The sequence below is a fragment of the Vibrio iocasae genome, assembly GCF_042245395.1.
GTDB lineage: Bacteria > Pseudomonadota > Gammaproteobacteria > Enterobacterales > Vibrionaceae > Vibrio > Vibrio iocasae.
Window position 1 is genome coordinate 3,477,616 of the sequence record NZ_CP145311.1, and the last position, 18,669, is coordinate 3,496,284.

The 18,669-nt window shown below is 39.8% G+C and carries 15 protein-coding genes, 2 pseudogenes and 1 riboswitch; of the genes and pseudogenes, 4 read left to right on the plus strand and 13 right to left on the minus strand.

Annotation, left to right across the window (positions count from 1 at the left end; genetic code table 11):
* Positions 1-76 precede the first annotated feature (76 nt).
* A complete protein-coding gene (locus tag SNR28_RS25825) occupies positions 77-2,017 on the minus strand; it encodes a TonB-dependent receptor (RefSeq protein WP_375751807.1) in 1,941 nt (646 codons plus the stop codon).
* Positions 2,018-2,054: 37 nt separating this feature from the next.
* Positions 2,055-2,273: riboswitch (cobalamin riboswitch) on the minus strand.
* A 170-nt stretch (positions 2,274-2,443) separates the two neighbouring features.
* Here SNR28_RS25825 and trmA point away from each other — a divergent pair.
* Complete coding sequence (gene trmA / locus SNR28_RS25830) at positions 2,444-3,553, plus strand: tRNA (uridine(54)-C5)-methyltransferase TrmA (RefSeq protein WP_375751808.1); 1,110 nt, start codon at positions 2,444-2,446, stop codon at positions 3,551-3,553.
* A 468-nt stretch (positions 3,554-4,021) separates the two neighbouring features.
* Here trmA and SNR28_RS25835 read toward each other — a convergent pair whose 3' ends face one another.
* The 6 genes from SNR28_RS25835 to SNR28_RS25860 form a co-directional block, all read right to left on the minus strand.
* Positions 4,022-5,086, minus strand: a complete 1,065-nt coding sequence (locus tag SNR28_RS25835; RefSeq protein ID WP_375751809.1) for a Shedu anti-phage system protein SduA domain-containing protein — start codon at positions 5,084-5,086, stop codon at positions 4,022-4,024.
* 88 nt (positions 5,087-5,174) lie between these two features.
* Positions 5,175-6,524: a hypothetical protein gene (locus SNR28_RS25840; RefSeq protein ID WP_375751811.1), complete on the minus strand. Its 1,350-nt coding sequence runs from the start codon at positions 6,522-6,524 to the stop codon at positions 5,175-5,177.
* Positions 6,525-6,688: 164 nt separating this feature from the next.
* The gene (locus SNR28_RS25845; protein WP_375751812.1) at positions 6,689-7,378 is read right to left on the minus strand and encodes a hypothetical protein; all 690 of its coding nucleotides are present in this window, start codon (positions 7,376-7,378) and stop codon (positions 6,689-6,691) included.
* 143 nt (positions 7,379-7,521) lie between these two features.
* The gene (locus SNR28_RS25850; protein ID WP_375751813.1) at positions 7,522-7,734 is read right to left on the minus strand and encodes a DUF3892 domain-containing protein; all 213 of its coding nucleotides are present in this window, start codon (positions 7,732-7,734) and stop codon (positions 7,522-7,524) included.
* Positions 7,735-8,067: 333 nt separating this feature from the next.
* Entirely contained in the window at positions 8,068-8,904 is an 837-nt protein-coding gene (locus tag SNR28_RS25855; RefSeq protein ID WP_375751814.1) for an AbiJ-NTD4 domain-containing protein, read from the minus strand.
* 60 nt (positions 8,905-8,964) lie between these two features.
* On the minus strand, positions 8,965-9,441 hold the full coding sequence (locus SNR28_RS25860; RefSeq protein WP_375751815.1) for a hypothetical protein: 477 nt from the start codon (positions 9,439-9,441) through the stop codon (positions 8,965-8,967).
* Between the two features lie 158 nt (positions 9,442-9,599).
* On the opposite strand from SNR28_RS25860, the pseudogene SNR28_RS25865 reads away from it, so the two are divergent.
* Positions 9,600-9,780 (plus strand): annotated as a pseudogene (locus SNR28_RS25865) (transposase); the annotation flags it as partial.
* A gap of 25 nt (positions 9,781-9,805) precedes the next feature.
* Here the strand turns inward: SNR28_RS25865 and SNR28_RS25870 are convergent.
* Together SNR28_RS25870 and dgt are read right to left on the minus strand one after the other, a co-directional pair.
* Positions 9,806-10,129: an MFS transporter permease gene (locus tag SNR28_RS25870; RefSeq protein WP_375751816.1), complete on the minus strand. Its 324-nt coding sequence runs from the start codon at positions 10,127-10,129 to the stop codon at positions 9,806-9,808.
* Positions 10,130-10,271: 142 nt separating this feature from the next.
* Positions 10,272-11,156, minus strand: a pseudogene (gene dgt / locus SNR28_RS25875) (dGTP triphosphohydrolase); the annotation flags it as partial.
* Positions 11,157-11,925: 769 nt separating this feature from the next.
* Here dgt and SNR28_RS25880 point away from each other — a divergent pair.
* The gene (locus SNR28_RS25880; protein WP_375751817.1) at positions 11,926-14,184 is read left to right on the plus strand and encodes a putative bifunctional diguanylate cyclase/phosphodiesterase; all 2,259 of its coding nucleotides are present in this window, start codon (positions 11,926-11,928) and stop codon (positions 14,182-14,184) included.
* A 364-nt stretch (positions 14,185-14,548) separates the two neighbouring features.
* Here SNR28_RS25880 and SNR28_RS25885 read toward each other — a convergent pair whose 3' ends face one another.
* The 4 genes from SNR28_RS25885 to SNR28_RS25900 form a co-directional block, all read right to left on the minus strand.
* A complete protein-coding gene (locus SNR28_RS25885) occupies positions 14,549-14,851 on the minus strand; it encodes a DUF1330 domain-containing protein (protein WP_375751818.1) in 303 nt (100 codons plus the stop codon).
* 105 nt (positions 14,852-14,956) lie between these two features.
* Positions 14,957-15,352 (minus strand): GFA family protein, encoded by a 396-nt coding sequence (locus tag SNR28_RS25890; protein ID WP_375751819.1) that lies wholly within the window; start codon positions 15,350-15,352, stop codon positions 14,957-14,959.
* 134 nt (positions 15,353-15,486) lie between these two features.
* Positions 15,487-16,449, minus strand: coding sequence for a hypothetical protein (locus tag SNR28_RS25895; RefSeq protein ID WP_375751821.1), 963 nt, complete (start codon positions 16,447-16,449; stop codon positions 15,487-15,489).
* Between the two features lie 51 nt (positions 16,450-16,500).
* Positions 16,501-17,073, minus strand: a complete 573-nt coding sequence (locus SNR28_RS25900) for a LysE/ArgO family amino acid transporter (protein ID WP_375751822.1) — start codon at positions 17,071-17,073, stop codon at positions 16,501-16,503.
* Between the two features lie 667 nt (positions 17,074-17,740).
* On the opposite strand from SNR28_RS25900, the gene SNR28_RS25905 reads away from it, so the two are divergent.
* Positions 17,741-18,640 (plus strand): LysR family transcriptional regulator ArgP, encoded by a 900-nt coding sequence (locus SNR28_RS25905; RefSeq protein ID WP_375751823.1) that lies wholly within the window; start codon positions 17,741-17,743, stop codon positions 18,638-18,640.
* Positions 18,641-18,669: the final 29 nt, after the last annotated feature.

Here is an 18,669-nt window from a genome sequence, read left to right on the forward strand (position 1 = left end):
TACTGTTCGACAACTTAGCAAGTCAGCTATTGAACAACAGGGAGCCGAAATACTCCGACCCCCTATAACTGTTTATTTAAAATGAGTAAGAGACACTTAAGTTAACTTCTCTTCCATGCCCCACGTAGTACCCTGAACCAAAACTGGAATAGCTTACAAAATCTGCATATTTTTCATCCGCTATATTATCAACCCTCAGATTTGCCTGAAATGATTCGTTAATATAGGAAAGCGCCAAATTTCCAAGCCAGTATGCATCTAACTTGTCGTTTACATTACCACTATCGCCATTTTCATATTTCTCACCGACGTAAACGGCTTCTGCGAACAGCTTCCAGTTAAAAGTTAAATCGTAGTTAGCAAAGCTTCTACCTGAATGACTTGCTACCCAAGGAATATCATTTCCTTTGTTGTCACCTTTGCTGTATTCCGCATTTACATAGCTATACTCGGCACCAAGCATTAGCTCTTCCGTGACATAGGCATCGAAGTAGAATGTTCCACCAAACCTTTCTGTAGGATCAGAGTTTACATTCGCCCCGGAAAAGTTACCGCCCACGGGTTTCTCTGCACTGGAGTCGAAAACTATTTCGTCTTCAAGCTTTAAGTTGTATATATCAAATTTAACTGAATAGTCGTCCCAGATATAGTCAACACCCGTTTCTATCGAAACACCAGTTTGTGGTTTCAATCCAGCAACCCCTGGAGACGTATAAGCTTGCTCATCAACTTTAGCAAAACGAAAGTTGCTTTCTGCACGAACATAATAACGTGTATTGTCGTTTGGTTTGATATTTGCCCCGAGCTCTAGTGCTGTTGCATCCTCTTTGAGAGTCGCTCCACCAGCATAAGTGGACGAATCTTTAATATCGTCTTCTACTTTAGAGTAGCGGCCGCCACCAATAAGAGTAACGCTATTGGATACGGGGTAATTTATCTGAGAGTATAAGCTAGACATTAGTTGCTTATTTTTTCTGGTTGATGCGTCATAGTCGGAATGGCCAATATCCAGACCAACTAAGAGGTTGCCCCTCCCTGCATCTACTGACAAAGCTCTTTCAGCCTGAAGTTGAACAGCTTGTTGAATGCTATCTATTTCTCTTTTTGAGCCCCAACCAATACTGTTTATGGAAGTGTCATCAAAACTTAAATCCGCTTTAGCCAGCCAATCTTTATTGATATCACGCTTATAACCCAATCGAGCTGCCTTTGTTATTTCATGAGCATAGTCGTTTGCGTTTGCAGGGTTCACCTGCTTTGGATTTTCTTCGAATTTAGTTTTTGACAGGCTACCTGCATACTGACGGTAATTATCGTAGTAGCTGAATTCTGTATAAAAAGCTTCATCTTGTTCTGCATAGTCGATACGAGCCAGAAGCATCGCTGTATCGCGGTCATTATGATCCCGATAATTCTCATCACTATCCTGACTAACAGATAAAGAATAACTCCATGTATCAGATATCTGTCGGGACAGATTAATTCCACCACCATAAGCGCTATTACTTCCCAAAGATGCATTTAGCTCTGTGACTTCACCACCTTTTTTAGTGATGATATTAATAATACCACCGACAGCTTGATCACCGTGAAGAACACCAGAGCTACCCGATACTACTTCAATGCTTTCTATTTGGTTGAGCGGGATTGAAGAAAGTTGTGGGGCGGATAAATCTGGCTTGTTAAGCTTTCTTCCATCAACAAGGATTAGAGTGTTGTGTGCTGCTTGGCTACCAGAGAAGCCCCTCATTGCTATCGTAGGGCCTGAGTTTGAGTCAGAGATCTGGATACCGGCTCGACTACGGAGCAACGAAGACAATGAGGTCGCGCCACTGGCTTTTATTTCTTCCTGACCGATGACAACGATATTAGATGCAATATCTGAAACAGAGTTTACATTTTCACTTCTTCCAAACACGACAATCGTTTCTTCATCTGAAGCTGAGTTTTGCGCGTATGAAAATGAGGTATAAGAAAGAAGCGATGCCACTGCTATCGCTATAGATGATTTTCGCATTGTAATTCCCTAAATCGCGTAGAATTTTCCAAGTATTTTTATACTTAACGTTGCTGTCAGATATTCGGACTTAAGAGCTCAATACAACACGTACTACCTAGCATCTCACTTCCCACTTTATTCAAGCAGTGTTTGGCTTTTAACCTAAGATGTTCGTTCTCTATTACCGCTGCGCGTCAGTTCCGGAATTACACCGGATTCCCTGTAATGCAAATGATTTATATAAAGCATCGCTATCAGCAATCGGGAAAATACTATCTATTCACTGATTAAGTGTCTAGATAGAAAGTTAACCTCCTATAATAAAAAATCGTCATAATACATGCGTATATCGAATTACACTTTAAATAAAGCAACACAAAGCTGGACATGCTCCTGCTATTGAATAAAATCTGCGCTCTCCGTGCGAATGAGTAAGGCAACGATATGGCAATTCCTGAAATGAACCCTCAAAGTTATCAAGAACAACTAGAAGAAAAAAAGCTTCGTATGAATGAGCTGTTTTCCGAATATGGTGTTCCCGAGCTTGAGGTATATGAATCACCAGAGAAGAATTACCGAATGCGTGCGGAGTTTCGAGTTTGGCATGAAGGTGATGACCTTTATTACATCATGTTCAATCAGGAAACTCGCGAAAAGTATCGAGTTGACCAATTCCCGGCGGCAAGCAAACTAATCAACGACTTGATGCCTAAATTAGTAGAGCTGGTTAAAGATAAAGAGTCGCTTCGTAAAAAACTATTTCAGGTAGATTTTCTATCCACACTCAGTGGTGAAATCCTTGTATCACTGTTATACCACCGCCAGCTTGACGAGCAGTGGACTGAAGATGCAAAAAACCTAAAAGCGCAGTTAGAATCGGAAGGGTTTAACCTGAACCTTATTGGTCGCGCTCGTAAGATGAAGATCGTTCTCGACAGAGATTTCGTTGTTGAAAAGCTGAATGTTAATGGCCAACCTTATATCTACCAACAAGTCGAAAACAGTTTTACTCAACCTAATGGTGAAGTAGCACAGAAAATGCTGGAGTGGGCGATAGATTGCACTAACGAGAGTAAAGGCGATCTTCTAGAGCTGTACTGTGGTAATGGAAACTTCTCACTAGCTTTAGCTCAGAACTTTGAGCGTGTACTGGCAACAGAGCTAGCTAAGCCATCAGTCGATTCTGCTCAATACAATATCGCAGCCAACAACATTGAAAATGTACAAATCATTCGCATGTCTGCGGAAGAGTTTACCGAAGCAATGGAAGGTAAACGAGAGTTTCGTCGTCTAAAGCAACAGAACATTGATCTTAAAAGCTACAACTGCAATACCATTTTTGTCGATCCACCTCGTGCAGGGATGGATATCGATACATGCAAAATGGTTCAGGGGTACGAGCGTATTCTATATATCTCATGTAACCCTGAGACACTAAAAGACAATCTAGACATTCTTAAAGAAACACACGCAATCAAACGATTCGCTCTGTTTGATCAGTTCCCATACACCCACCATATGGAGGCGGGCGTACTGCTAGAGCCTATAAAATAAGGAACTAGCACGAAACAAGGCATTATAAATTCCACCCCGGGTACGGCTCGGGGTACGGGGCATTCAATTATTCTATAATTTCAATCCCCCTGCCCTAGTAAAAGCTAAGTTAAGCACCTTGAATCAATTCGAGTCTCACATTCAAATATATCGTTTATGAATCAAGCCATTATTGCAAGCCTCTCGCCACAGATGGTAATAATTCATATTATCACAACCTCGTTGTGCTAGAGGCATTCCCTACTAATTAACCAGCCACCTATTCTGTACTCTGTACAATATAAAGAGAGCTAACCCCAGCGGTGACAATGGCGGACGCTTACCCTTATACAGCTGTGTTTGCGCGGGCTTTTTTGTCAACTACCAAACTTTGAACACAAGACAAATAGCATATAGATGCTTCAGGCTTGTTCAACAATCGGGATTCAGCGCTGACTGCGGAGCATTTAATTCTTACTTGTTAACTCTCTAGAATTCGAAATCTACCCAGTCATCACAGTCTACAGCTGGACTATCAACTAAAGAGCTTTGGTTAGGCTCTAGCAAATTTACAAGTCTTTCACCTTGGTTTAAAAGGTGATCATAAGTCATTATAGATAAGCTAGTTAACCTAGAATTTAACCCATGCAATGCTTTGTGTTTTTCAGGACTCCAATCATAAGAACGACCAATAACAATCGTTGCCCTAGGATGGTATGCAACGATTTCGGGGTGATCTGCTAGCCCTTTGGATGCAACATCATTAAACACGTCCATGTATCGATGGCATTGGCCAATTGCCTTCGACACTTCTGAGGAAAAGTAAAAATTCCGGTGAGAATTATCGTAGTTTAAGACTTCCATATTTGGCCTTTTTAACTCAATAATATCTCGAAAACCACCGATTACATTCGACAGCATCAGATCTAAGTGATCGTGAGGAGAGATAGCCCTAACGTCATCATTTACGACATAAGCATTACCGAATGCCCATGGATATTCCTCACACCACTTTTGATATATTTTTTCATCATTTTCTTGGTTATTTAGATGATTGCGCAGCTGGTTAACTGCCGACTTCATATCTTTTAAGCGGATTGAACCTTTTAAAGCATTAGCTAGTTCGTCTGATAAATCAGTATTCTCCAAATGCTTAACTATTTCACTTTGTGATAAGACCGCCGTCAATGCGTTTGCTACGGATTGAGGATCATGTTCAGCTAGCTGAGCTGTACCATCATTGACTCGAATTAATAGAAAGTCACCCTCAGTTTCATCTTTTACTGCAACATGTGATTTTATGGCTTCGTACAACTTAAGCAACGATCCGGCTTGTAATGAGACTGATTTCTCATCGACAGGAAGCCAGCCAAAAGGTGTCTTATCTTTTTTATACGTAATTATTTTCCCAGCAAGCTCTACACCTTGGGATTTAGTTATGTAGAAGGGAACAAAGTCTATTCTTGAACGAGTAGTTTCATGGATCGTAACTGGATCACTGTACCCAACATTTCCAGACTTTGCTTGTTTTTTACCGATTGAGCCTACTGACAAACTTACCTCCAAACTCAACATAGAGTTAACGCCCAGTGAAGTAGTGAGCAGCGCGACCTACTAATCTAAACCACTGCGCCGTAAACACTCACTCTGATTCAGTTTGATAAGTGTTTACTTCAACATCTTCCAAAATTGTTCTAATTACAGATATTGGGCTTTGTCCATGGAACATAACACGTAAAAAAATGCCATCCATCAAGACAAATTCTTTGTTGCCTTTACCTATAAATACTGCTTTGCCTTTGTGTTTATATGGTCGCTTACCCGTTTGATTTAAGCGACCTTGTTCTTTGTTAGTAGCAAACCTTACAGAGAAACCTGCTTGTTCACATTCACTTAATAGTGACTCAATACAGATCCCCATACAAACTTGCTTTCTCCCGAACAACACATCAAATTTATCTTCATCTGAAATGTTCCGACTAAATATAGGTAGCGCTAAAGGATTACGCATGCAGTCAATTAATAGAGACCTTGGGCATTCGGGAGTCCCCCCCATTTCGTCAAACCACGCGTTGAACATAATGTGTCCGCCAACTCGCATATGATCTGATGTATATACACCAAGAAAAAGACAATTATCAATAACATCTAGAGCCCAACCCTTACTATTTGCTTGCTCTAGTGTACTGTTGAGTCTGTCATCCCACATCTGAATGGGGAAGAATGGCTCTGGTATTCTAACTTTTTCATTTGAATCAGGGTCAACACCGTACCCCTTACTAAGAACTGATGTTACATGGGACATTCTATTGACTTGACGAGCCATTCGCTGAAGCTGCTTAACCGCTTGCTCACCCTCGCGATTGGAGAAATAATAAAGAGCTCTATCGCAACGAGATTCTGCGTAGAATTTCATGAAATCGCCAATTTTGGCATTCATAGCCCCCTCTTTAACTTCGGCAATCGTTAAACCTTTTTCTGGTTCATATACGAGTAGATCCCCAACTTGTATAAATGAAGTTAAATCTGATATAAGTGACACTGCATTAGGCTTATCTTTCAGTGATTCTCGAGCCGCAAACACCACAGACTCAAAATTGCTGTTATATAGATCTGGCTGAGCTGTTGATTTGAAAAATCTCCTCGCATGAGCTAATTGATGCCCTAAAAGTTGCCATGCAATTGCATCTGCAATGCCTCGAAGCAATAACTCCTTTGGGAAATCGAGCTTGTCTTCACTTTGAACCATAGCGACGATATCATCTTGTGCTGACATCATGCCCCTATTTGCAGTGCTGTAAAATTGCTTTCTAAGCTCAGGGGTATTTTGCAATTCTTCTAAACTGTTGATTTTTCCCCATAATTCTCGAGAACCCTGACACGCTTTCGCATAAAGAGACTTTGTAAACTCTTCATATTCAACTGGGAATGCCATTGGACTTAGAGTTTTAACCAAGTCATATTTGGACTTTTTGCGCTTCTTTTTACCCAACCTACCTACCTCTTTATTTACCGACGCAACAACTAAACACCTAGACAACTAGACACCTTTTTAAGTGAGAGGCACGCAATACCTATGTTTCCGCATACCACCTTAAAAACTGAACGTAACGCACAGTAAAAATGCCAAGCGTTGAGAATCACTCTTAAGTTTTGTTAGCACTCAGGGGTTTCGAGACGATACATTAAGTGATTGAATTCGTGATATAATTCTGATTCAAGAGTGTCTGTATAGTTTTCAAAGTCATAGGATACGCCTTTAAACATTGCTTCTAAGTCTTTGACTAGCCGAACAATGGGAAGCTCTATTTCATTTGCCACATGAAGACCTTTGTTAGATTTATGATATCGTGACCATGTGGGCGCAACTTCATAGCGTTGAATCGACTCAACCACAGGATCAAACAAGAAGTTCGGCACAACAGTGTCGAGTTTTTTACAATTAACCTTTAAGTCATCGTATAACTTATTTATCTCATGACTACTTTCAAAGCGTTTTAACTGCTTATTCGAGGGCAACTCGGCTTCAGATTTCTCACTTCCATCTAGATCGTGTCGCATTTTTAACACGTCATAAGCCAAACCAAGTAGATCTTTCAGTTTAAGCTCGGTTGCATGGCGCACCATATAGAAAATGGGTAAACCAAACTCATCAAGTTGATTAGTGGAAATCGCATTATCTAAGAGTACTTTCGCAGAATTTAGATATGCTCTTGAATAACTGGGCTCTCGAAAATTGCCTCCAAACCTAGAGACTCCATTTTCAAGATCTTGTGCAATCTGCTCTTCAGACTTACCAAAAACTATTACGTCAGATTCTTGTTTGGAATCTTTCGAGTAAATCATTTTGCCTCCAGCTTTTTTCTAAGATGCTGGTCAATCTACGATTAAGAGTGCTAACGCCGCACTAAGGTGAGCAACGATGACACTAAAAATGCCAAACGTTGGGAATTTCTCTTAACTACTTGCTTAGCAAGAAACTTATGCGACTAATCTTTGTTTACGTTATTTGATTCCTGTTTGTCAGGGTTTGACCGAACATAATCTTCACCATTTACATTTACTACGTGATGGTTAGGGTGCTTTCCTGCGTTGACCTCATCGACAAGCTTTTCTCGACTAACAACCCCTCGACCTTGAATTGTATAAGAGTCATTTTCACCATGATCGCCGTCGTTATTGCCACGTATATTTTTAGCCATAAATCCTCCAGTGATTAAATGTGAGTATAGTTTCACAACACTAGAATTAACAAAGCTGAAGGTTAATTCAAATGATTGGTGTAGAACTTTGAGTGTAGCCTTGTTAAGGGCAGAGCAACGCGATACCAAAGTCGCTGCAAGCAGCGTAAACACAAATCTTAACGGATAGCAAAAGTGCCATGTGTTGAAAATCCTTATTGAGCATTTGCTATATTTTTTTGTCCTTAAAACCTTTTCTAGCTTCTGTCCTAGTGAGGTGTTCAGCGCACGCTTTGGTTTTAAGTCACCAGACTTTTTATCACGCCTATATACAACGGCTTACCATATGTAATTTTACTTGTTATCAATAAGATAGCGAATAAATGCAATACCTGTATGTAGAGCCAATTCAGCTTCTTGTAGGGTGACGTCTACAACCTCTCTATTTCCGTGACGAACGGTACTGTTAGCATATGCATAAAGCTTATCCATCGAATCTAGTAACAGTCGAGGACACTGCTCTTTTCTCTTCATTTGCTTGATAGCTTCACCTAAAGTCGAAGCACTTGTATTTTGAACTCTTGCTACACTTTCCAATGCACTTACTATCTCCTTTATTGCGTTTGATGGATCTATCGGGTGCTGATAAAGGAATTTAACCGCTTTTTTGTAATGTGCGCGAGCAGGTTGGTACTGAGCTTCAATGTCAGATGAAACACTATTTAACCTAGAAACAAGAGCCTCTGGTATGTGTCTGTAGAGTTCACCGGACTCGTTTAGCCGCCAACCGACCGCGTCTTCTTCAAACAATGCGTTAAGTTTCGTTTGATAGCCTTGGTAGCGATATAAATCATTTGCGAACGGATCACTGTTGTATTCGATTAAGATTTTCGCAACCATCTCGACTAAGTCGTAGAACTCAAACCAATCACAAAGCAGTAAATGGCTGTAGAGTGATGTTCGACCATCTTGATCGTCGTAGTCCCACGGCAAATTCTCATCACGAATAAGCTTACAAAACTGTTCATGAACTTCATAGCAATCAAGAGGCTCAAATTGACCTTGCCTACCAGACTTTAAATAAGGCTCTAGAACATTGGAATAATAACCAATTCGAGTTTTCTTAGGAGCATCTTCGAAGATGATCTCTTGCTCGCCTTTGGCTTTTATAAACCTTGACGAAAATCTCATATTTACTCCTTGCAAATGACGTCCAATTAAGATGTCTGCCTTAAATGATTGTATGCGGATTTAACGACCAACCTTAGTTTGCCAAACTCTAATTGGTTCACCTGTAGCTTCATCCACGCTGTCTGTCGCTGGCTCACCAAACAACTTTTCAGCAACAGCAAGAGATGCTTCGTTAGAGATATCAACACTAGTCTCGATATAAAACTCAGAGAGTTTTTTCGGCAGACCTTTCGTGAATTCAGCAAGTACCTTTTGAATATACGGGACAGTTACACCCGTGCCTCTTAATGATTCTAGAGTTCCGTAGTACAAACCAAAACAAGGTAGCCCGTTAAGTTCTTCTTTTCCATTCAAAACAACAGTCTGTAAGACTTTTAGCTTATCTAGGCGAGCGTAAGTGTAGCGGTAGTATCCAAGAGCTCTATCTCTAACAAAATAAATATCCTCCGTGAACGGTACTCGCTTCATTCGAAACCCTTCGGAAAACGCCATCTCTAATGTCTTAAAGCCTGTCATCGGATCTTGTTCGTAATTCATCGTAAGTTCTCAACATTGAAAATCAGCAGTATACAATGCCATCAACTATTTACTCTAGAAAAATGCACGCAATTGCATAGCCACATATCTAAACCCCATTACAGAACAATTAACTAGAGTTGATGAGGGAAGCGATAGCCGGGTGGAAGCAAAACTAACAAGGTAGACTTCGCCGATTTAACGACTTAGCAATTACTACCGCACTGATAGTAAAACGAGTTTTCTCTATGCCATTGAGAGCGTTTCGAAGTCTTCTTTAGCTCAGTTTTTAAGCTGGCTAATATCCCGCTTATTTACCCGAATTACACCTGTATAAGCCGTCATGCTAAGGAAGTTAAGGCGTGAGTCCGTTTTAAAAGCTTTTTTATAACAAAGCTTTCATGATTGGTACAAAGACATGTAAAACTAGCGCTATTACTGCAAAAATGAACAACCACTGCGATAAGCTACTGAAACGACGAAACATACTATGTTTTTTCAGAAGCGAGTTAATCTCAGCATCGAAACCATGATGCGCAACTGCCCATATGGAATTTAGAATAAGAGCCTGTGCAAAAAAGATTGTTGCCCAAAACAAAAATACGCTTGAAGTGATCAGATCAACCTTATCAATCACAGCTAGGAAATAAGCAAAACTAGCTCCCGTAAAGGCTGCATGAATCCATTTACCATACTCAGATTTTTCCATGGAACGTCCTCGGTTTTATAACGCCCAATAAGTAGTAGCAACGCATTGATAAACTCAAGCTAGCCAACGTAAACACATTAGCCAACTTGATTGCTAAAACCACCACGCGTTGACTGTCCACTTAAGTTGTTATGAGCAAACTCTACTTAAAATAGAATTTATCTGCACTGCCCTTACCAAAGTACTTTTCATACTCCTGAGCGGCATATGAATCCATCATGCCTGATATGTAGTCAGTAACTACGCGAGTTTTACAGTCATTAATTGCACGCAACTCTGGTGGTAGTAAGATGTTATCTTTGTTGTAATTTTCATCAGAATAAACCTCAAACAAGCCACGAATAATCTGCTCGCCTCTTCGTTCGTAAAGCTGGATATCTTTCTTACGAAGAATTGCTTTAAACAACAGTTTCTTCAAGCCCTCAGCTAGCTTTGCATGTTGTTTGTAACCCAAACAACCACCAACTAAACCAATGTCAGAGCATAAAGTATTAACTATTTTTGACGTCAGCTCTTTCTTGAGAACAATTGCATACTCTTCAGATGTCCCACTCCGACTAGCTTTCATAGCTACATTTTGTGCGTCTTTTGCAATCTTAGCCATCGTTGGGTATGCATCTTTAAACTTGTCGCTAATGCTAAACTCATGAACTATTTCACCTAAACTAATCATGCCAAAGCTTAGTGCGTCTTCTAGGTCGTGAGCTGCATACGCAATTTCGTCGGCTAAATCCATTATTTCAGCGTCGATACTCTTGGTGACAGCAACTCCTTTACTTTCGAGTGCCCCTTTCAAAAAGTCATAATCAGCATCGTATAAGAACTTTTTACTGTTCTGCTGCTTATTGAAGAAGTATTTGGTTATAGCCATTAGTGTACGTACATTTAGGTTTAGCCCCGGATAAGCGTAATGTTTCTTTTCTAAAGTACGTAAGATTCGGAATGCTTGAGCATTTCCCTCGTAACCACCACACCCTGCACTCAAGTCGTTAAGCACAACTTCACCGTAATGTCCAAAAGGCGGGTTACATCATGCCGCCCATTTAAATGCAAATAACTGATATTAAAAAACATTACAAAAACACAACCAACAGGAACCCCGCATTATACCCTAAGTGAAAATATTACTAGCTTAAGACCAAATATACGATTAAAGAATGGAGCTGACTTGATGTTAGTATAAATAAGGTTCTCTGACTCTGAAACCAAACACATTCTTAAGAAATAGACTCCTGAACCTAGTCATTGTTACATAAGAATTTCACCGTTCAACATTAGAGCATAGCACCTAAAGTTGGAAGCAATTTTTAGAATATGTAATGATATGGTCAATTCAATTTTCTGCTATTTATAACTTGGCTCAATATTTTTGGTGAACCAGTGAGTAATACAATCCGATGTGAGCACTAAAGTTTGTTAGTATCAACTGTAGATGAGGAACTACTGGACCTTTGGTTAAATGTAGCAGCTCACTAAAAGTTCGTACCAAGGACAACAATAAACATAATGTTAATTGCTTGGTTAAAACTCAAAGTCAAATCCCCAAAACACAAACTTATAAAAAGTGAGATAGAGTCTATAATCAACTTAGTTCGAGCACTTGAGGGGCAGCTTTGTGATTAAAGAGAGCTAGCGTTTGAGTGCAGAGACAAGTTCAACGACGTCCAAAAAATTGCATCAATTTTTAAGCGCTTAGAGATCTAATGACTGAGCTCTTGATTCACCCCCTTAAGAGATAGCACGTTAACCTTTTCCGTAACAAAGCAATAGTCGCATTAAAACACTAAAGGATGAGAATGACTTTTAAAAGAAATGTATGGATGATATTTACTCTCGTTTTTATTACGTCGTTGGCAGCGTTTTCTTATTATGCGTATTACGGTTGGCAGTCTACTAAACAAGAAGCATTGAACAAGCAACAGGCTCATATAGAGCTATTTGGTAACTCAGTTCGTGCTTTTATTGAATCCCAGGAATCATTGCTCAGCGTTTTGGGGCTGTACTTAATTTCTCAACATCATTTACCAGACAAACCTATTCATGATGCCGTGTTAGACAGCACTATGGTGACCTATAACGCATTTCTTGGGCTAGGTCTAGTAGCGTATGATGGGCGAGCGTTGGTTGCCAGCTCGAATTTTGACTTAGAGAAACTTCCCAACTTAATGACACTGGAACAAACGCGAGAGTCATTCAGTATCGCGAGAGATAGCCAAAAGATCCAGACAGGGCCAACGTATGTCATCAATGCATTGGAGGCTGAGAACTACGCTATGCCTATTCGAAAAGCCATTTACCTTCCAGACGGGGCACCTCAAGCAGTCGCTGTCATGACAGCTGGGATTAGGTTAGACAATACCCCAATTTTTGATGGTCATGATTCGGAAGTTCAAAAACATATGGTTGAAATCATTCGACGTGATAAGTATCCCGTGTTTAGCACCGATGAAAATGTAGTATACACACAGCAAGTGGATGAAGCATTTTATTTGGCATTGAGAGAAAACACAAAGGCGAATCAAAATTTTACTGAATTCCAGTTTTCTGAGCGGGCATCAGACATACGTTATCATGTCGTCTCTTATTATGACGAGTTCCTGGACTTTTGGTTTGTCTCAAAAATTGACGAACAATATGTCATTGACAGCTTCGTAAATCGCATTACTTTCGCCTTTTATGTATTTTCTCTATATAACATTTTGCTTTTGACGCTAACACATGCGATATCGAGAAACGAAAAAGAACGAGCAAAAGTGCTTTTTAATCAAGCGCATCATGACTCGTTAACCAACTTGCCGAATCGCCATTTATTGTTCGACAAACTTCATGGGTTGATTGAAAAATGCAATAAAAGTAGCAGTTATCATGCTTTACTTTTTTTAGATATCGATGATTTTAAGACCATCAACGACACCCACGGCCATGAGCATGGCGATGCTCTTCTTAAAGAAGCGGCCATACGCATTCAGCGCTGCTTGCTCGTCGATGATACGCTTGCACGTTTTGGGGGAGATGAATTTGTTGTGTTGTTGCGAGATTTGGGAGAATCTTCGAAAGATGCAACTTCTCTTGCTGAGACTGTCGCCTCGAAACTGTTAGACACTTTGTCTGAAACATACGAACTGAATGAATATCAATACACAAGCAGCGCGAGTATTGGTGCTGTCTTGTTCAATAGTAACTCTTTTCAAGGCTCTGAGCTGCTTAAACAAGCAGATATCGCGATGTATAAAGCCAAACATTCGGGTAAAAATGCTGTCTGCTTTTTTAACCCTGAAATGCAAGCAGAAGTCGCTTCCTTGTTCGAGCTGGAGAATGCTCTACGCGTAGCTACCAGGGAAGCGCAGTTTGAACTTTTTTACCAACCTCAGGTCGACTACCATGGTAATGTCTTGGGTGCTGAAGCACTCCTTAGGTGGCACCATCCTGAACGGGGATTGATGAGCCCCTATGATTTTGTTTCAGCCGCAGAGAAAGCAGGCTTAATTGTGTCCATAGGCACATGGGTTCTGGAAGAAGCATGTCGTCAACTGTTATCATGGCAACAACTTCCTAGATTTAAAAACTTAACTCTGTCTGTGAACATTAGCTACAAACAATTGAGAGAGCCTGGATTTACTGAACTGGTAAAACAACTAGTTAGTGAGTATAAAATAAAAGAGGAAAGCTTATATCTTGAACTAACAGAAACGGTGTTCGTCGACAACATGGAATCGACCATTAATACTATGAATGAGTTACGAGACATTGGTATTTTGTTTTCTCTTGATGATTTTGGAACCGGATACTCATCGTTAAAATACTTAAAAAAATTACCTCTGAACCACCTTAAAATTGACAAGTCTTTTGTCGATGATTTGGAAACAGACAAGAGCGACCAATCCATTGTTCGGACAATCATTTTAATGTCAGAAGCGTTGGGGTTGCATACTATTGCTGAGGGTGTTGAAACGAAAGGTCAACGTGACTACTTAAACAACGAAGGCTGCTTGCACTATCAGGGCTACTTGTTTGGCAAGCCTTTACCTGTCGGGGATTTTCAACAACTAATATAAAGTACTAACTTAAGTTATTTTTTGAGGATTGTAACTTTAGGTAGCGGCACATCAAGAGAGCCTTAAGCGCATGATTCATAAGCACTCTTTCAACTATACTGGATGTTTATGAATTAAATAACCAACTTCTTTCGAGAAGACATATTGTTAGTCAAACTTAACTCATAGTTTGAAAGTTTTGGTTCCTAAGTGCTTTTGCAGCATTCGCGACACCCTCACTGGTACTGGCAAGTTATTCGGCACTGGCTTATGTGTCAATCGATATTTCATTGATGTGAGTGATTCGTGGAGTAATATCTTCGGTTACTTGTGATTGTTCTTTAGATGCTGTTGCTATCAATTGTTGCGTAGCCACTTAAGCTTGTTAAGTGGCTCTTTCGTAACTCGAAATTATAGTCGTATTAGATACAGATGCATCAAAGTATTGAGCTTTTACTTTTAAATACTCACTATCTGAAAAAAAAGCTTCTGCATCAGTTTGGCCAGGAAATTGAATCGTAAAAATTCGATTGATTGGTTCATCGACATCTGAATGTAGAACCTCAGAAACGACTAAATCGAAACCGAAACGCCCACCAAATAACTTCAGTAACGGTTTTATGGCCGACCGATAGTCCGAATACATTTCATCATTTGAAACTTCCAGGCCAACTAAAAGTTCGTACATATCTTGCTTCCCTATGTTAGATGTCTGATTATTGTTAAGCTTTAATAAAGTTACTATTTTTTAACAAGAAAAACTCACGCCAGTTTCGGTATTTCGTATGTTCTGTTATTCATTTGGGTGTTTAGGAAACTGTTTTGCACTGTCTCCAATTTTGAGCCAACGAGGTTTTTCAGAAACAAATTCATGAAATCTGTTCTCAATTTCAAATTCAGTATCTAGACAATGTGCATTAATTGGAAATGAATCCATCTTAGAAAGAATTTCCCCAAGAGATGTTCCGCAATTAGAACAGAAACATCGATCATATTGATAAGGAGGTTCCGCTTTAAAAACAGTTATTTTTTCTAGCCCTGCAGTAATTTTCAGGCTATTAGCTTTTACGAAAACCAATGAACTAGCACCAACCTTACGACAACGACTACAATGACACATTCCCATCATACTTGGTTCTTCCGATAATTCGAACTGAACCGTTCCACAACAACAGCTTCCTTTAATCATACTAACGCCTTAATATACACAATATGTTTGTAAAATTTGAAAATAGAAACAGACAAGTTATACAACTGATTATGAAATAGTTCCTTATCTACGTATTAAACATCTCGGTTTAGCTGAGATTCTCCATATGAAACTTAAAGCTCGCCATAAAGAAGCTTTGCAGCAGCGTATCCCATTTCATGTTTATCATGGCCAACACCTTCAACAATTTTTAAGTGCCAGTTAAAATCGAACCCTGATTCAATCGCTTTAGTTTTAGAGAAAGAGTAGAAATATTGACCTCGTTCGTATCGCCCCAAACCCTGTTGGTCAGTATTTGGAGTGTGCAGAAGAATCCCTTGTTTTGAATTCATATTGTCATTTTCACCAACCATAATAAACAAACGCAAACGAAAAGAACTTGAGAGATCCACTTTAGTATCGTTGATACCTTTCAATCCATGAGGGAACTCTAATTTATATGCTGGTAACGTATAAAACCCAGAGTTTGCGGCAACTACACGGTTTGCTAGTGAGTCTGGTTTAAATATCGCATACCTATGTAATAGTTGACCTCCTGCGGAGTGACCAAACAAATCATAGGTGTCTTGACTAAATCCAATAGCGCTCTTAAAAGCACTAAATATTTTATCGAAATCATGAAAGATGTAATTTCTAGAATCTTTAACATACTCAAAACTAATATCATGATCATCAAGTACATAACTATATATACGACCAGAATGACGCTTTACTTTAACATTTGAATAGTTAAGTTTCGTAATTACCCCCCCTAGATTGTAAGCTGCAAAGTCGTAATCATCCGGAGAGTACTTGGGTACGATAACCAAAACGTTGTATTCGTTGGCACTATCAATCCAGCTATCACGATAGTCAGCCGCATTTCGACCTGAACCCGGTATTACTATCAATACACTTGACTCATATCCAAAGTGTTTTGGTTTATAGAAATAAACTGGTAGCTCTCCCCTCCCACTATTTTTATCCAGTAACAGGTTTACTACCCCAACGCCTTCAGTAATACGAATTTCACCGGATACAGCACAAGCAGAAAAAATAAGCTGCAATATGATCAAGAGAAGAACTGGTCTACACATAAGAGCACCCACTACTTATCAACGCAATCATTTCATTGAGATACACCAATTTCACCCAAAAGTACTGACAAAAAGCTTATATGAGACCATGTACATTATAGCTGCGACTACTATATCAATGGATTGCTGCACTCTTGGCTTAGAAAGTAAACTTGACAGTCGAGCAGCCAATATTACCACACCAAAAAACCAAACAAAGGCCGAAAATATAGCTCCTGATACAAAGTAGATTTTATCCAGGTCTTCATATGTAGCACCAACGCTACCCAGAATAACGACTGTGTCCAGATAGACATGTGGGTTCAATAAAGTTACAGCTAACGTAGATAGAATAATTGCTTTTTTGCCAAAAGAAGCCGACGTAGTTTCAAATTCATCATATTCAAACTTACAAGCCCGAAACAAAGATATCGAGGCATACGTTAGCAAAAAAATGATGCCACTAACGGTGATACCATACAGAAGCAGATCGCTACTAGATATCAGGTGACTACCCCCATATACGCCTGAGATTGTCAAAACAACATCACACATTGCGCAAATAAACGCTGCTAAAACATGGTGTTGCTTCTTTATACCCTGACTAATCAGAAAGGAGTTTTGAGCTCCGATCGGAACGATCATGCTTATACCTAACGCTGCGCCCTGAAACAATGCTATAGACAAATTGACCTCTTTCAAATGGCTGAAAACTACTTTTACAAAGTAAAGTGGAGAGAGGGATTAGTAAAATTAGAATATCTAAATGCGCGTTATGATTTCTAATGGAAGCATCTTGAACGATACATTCGTCTAAGCTTTATCTACTTTCATACAAGCAAGACTCCGTCTTTAAAAAACTGCCCGCAATTTACAAACCATTCAACCAAGCAATCCATAAAAACAAGCTATAACAAACACTTGAAAATACATAGTCAATTGAAACATCCCAACAATAGCATGAGTTATTGGCGATTTTACTTTTCGCCACTGGAAAACAATGAGTTGCCAGCATAAAGACAGAAAAGCTCTATCAGTTCTGGACACCGAGTCAACTTTGTTCCCAATACAGCAGTGTGGGATGAAATCGGCGCGATGTCGCTAAAGGTGCAAACCGCTACAATGTTGCTTAAGTGATGACTTAGAAGACCTTGCCTGAGAACAAAGGCATTTTCCTAACCAATGTCAGCACCGATGTAAAAATAGCTCTTTCTCTTTTTGACTTTCTTGTTCGTGTGAAGATGTAGATACTTTACGAAAATTAGAGAAATGATATAGTCCCAACATAGTTAAGAAATTCTAAATTGAGTCCATGAGCTTATTATCTCCACAAGTTGTAGCTTTTATAGCAGTGATAGAAGAAACTAGTTTTGAACGCGCAGCCAAACGCTTATCGGTGACACCATCAGCAATCTCACAACGTATCAGGCAACTAGAAGATCGCGTGGGTCAATTATTAGTAGTCCGACAGTCTCCTTGTAAACCAACTCCAGCGGGCGAAAAAATGTTATCTCGAGTGAAACCGATGTCCTTGCTAGAATCAGAGGTCCTGAGCGATTTTCTGCTCAATGAACCAACTGCAGTTCATGCGAACACGTTCTCGATTGCCGTTAATGAAGACTCTTTTTCAACTTGGCTACTCAATGCGCTAGCCCCGCTTTATCAAAAGTATAACTATCAGTTTGATGTTCGAGTCGACAATGAAGATTTTACCTTGGAGCACTTAAGGAATGGCCATGTTATTGGAGCTTTGACTTCAGAGCCTAGACCATTGCAAGGGTGCGTTGTACATACATTAGGAAAGATGCGTTATTGTGCAGTAGCAACGCCTACCATATATGAGCGTTACTTTAGCAACGGGCTGACTATTGAAGCCTTTCAACAAGCACCCATGATCGACTATGACCATAAGGACTTTTTACAGAAACGTTTTATTGAAAAGGCCACAGGCCACGATGTTCTTCCCAACCAAGTACATTATCTACCAAGTGCGTCAGGGATTGTTGAAGCGGCTAGACTCGGGATGGGGTGGTGTGTAACCCTAGAAGGATTCCTAAAGAACACACTTGAAACGAAAGAATTAGTGAATATCGCGCCAGATATCTCACTGTATGCACCTTTATACTGGCAGCATGCTGGTATTCGCTCTCGCGTGTTATCACAAATTACGCAGGCTTTGATGAAAGAATCTGCTCAGGTTTTAAAGATATAACTGAATACTTGTAACCAATGTCAGTTACA

Excerpts from the sequence above, each read along its gene's own strand:
- SNR28_RS25885 (WP_375751818.1), bottom strand. The coding sequence starts at position 14,851 with ATGTACGAACTTTTAGTTGGCCTGGAAGTTTCAAATGATGAAATGTAT.
- SNR28_RS25880 (WP_375751817.1), top strand. The coding sequence starts at position 11,926 with ATGACTTTTAAAAGAAATGTATGGATGATATTTACTCTCGTTTTTATT.
- SNR28_RS25855 (WP_375751814.1), bottom strand. The coding sequence starts at position 8,904 with ATGAGATTTTCGTCAAGGTTTATAAAAGCCAAAGGCGAGCAAGAGATC.
- SNR28_RS25825 (WP_375751807.1), bottom strand. The coding sequence starts at position 2,017 with ATGCGAAAATCATCTATAGCGATAGCAGTGGCATCGCTTCTTTCTTAT.
- SNR28_RS25900 (WP_375751822.1), bottom strand. The coding sequence starts at position 17,073 with ATGATCGTTCCGATCGGAGCTCAAAACTCCTTTCTGATTAGTCAGGGT.
- SNR28_RS25890 (WP_375751819.1), bottom strand. The coding sequence starts at position 15,352 with ATGATTAAAGGAAGCTGTTGTTGTGGAACGGTTCAGTTCGAATTATCG.
- SNR28_RS25860 (WP_375751815.1), bottom strand. The coding sequence starts at position 9,441 with ATGAATTACGAACAAGATCCGATGACAGGCTTTAAGACATTAGAGATG.
- SNR28_RS25905 (WP_375751823.1), top strand. The coding sequence starts at position 17,741 with ATGAGCTTATTATCTCCACAAGTTGTAGCTTTTATAGCAGTGATAGAA.
- SNR28_RS25845 (WP_375751812.1), bottom strand. The coding sequence starts at position 7,378 with ATGATTTACTCGAAAGATTCCAAACAAGAATCTGACGTAATAGTTTTT.
- SNR28_RS25895 (WP_375751821.1), bottom strand. The coding sequence starts at position 16,449 with ATGTGTAGACCAGTTCTTCTCTTGATCATATTGCAGCTTATTTTTTCT.
- trmA (WP_375751808.1), top strand. The coding sequence starts at position 2,444 with ATGGCAATTCCTGAAATGAACCCTCAAAGTTATCAAGAACAACTAGAA.
- SNR28_RS25870 (WP_375751816.1), bottom strand. The coding sequence starts at position 10,129 with ATGGAAAAATCTGAGTATGGTAAATGGATTCATGCAGCCTTTACGGGA.
- SNR28_RS25850 (WP_375751813.1), bottom strand. The coding sequence starts at position 7,734 with ATGGCTAAAAATATACGTGGCAATAACGACGGCGATCATGGTGAAAAT.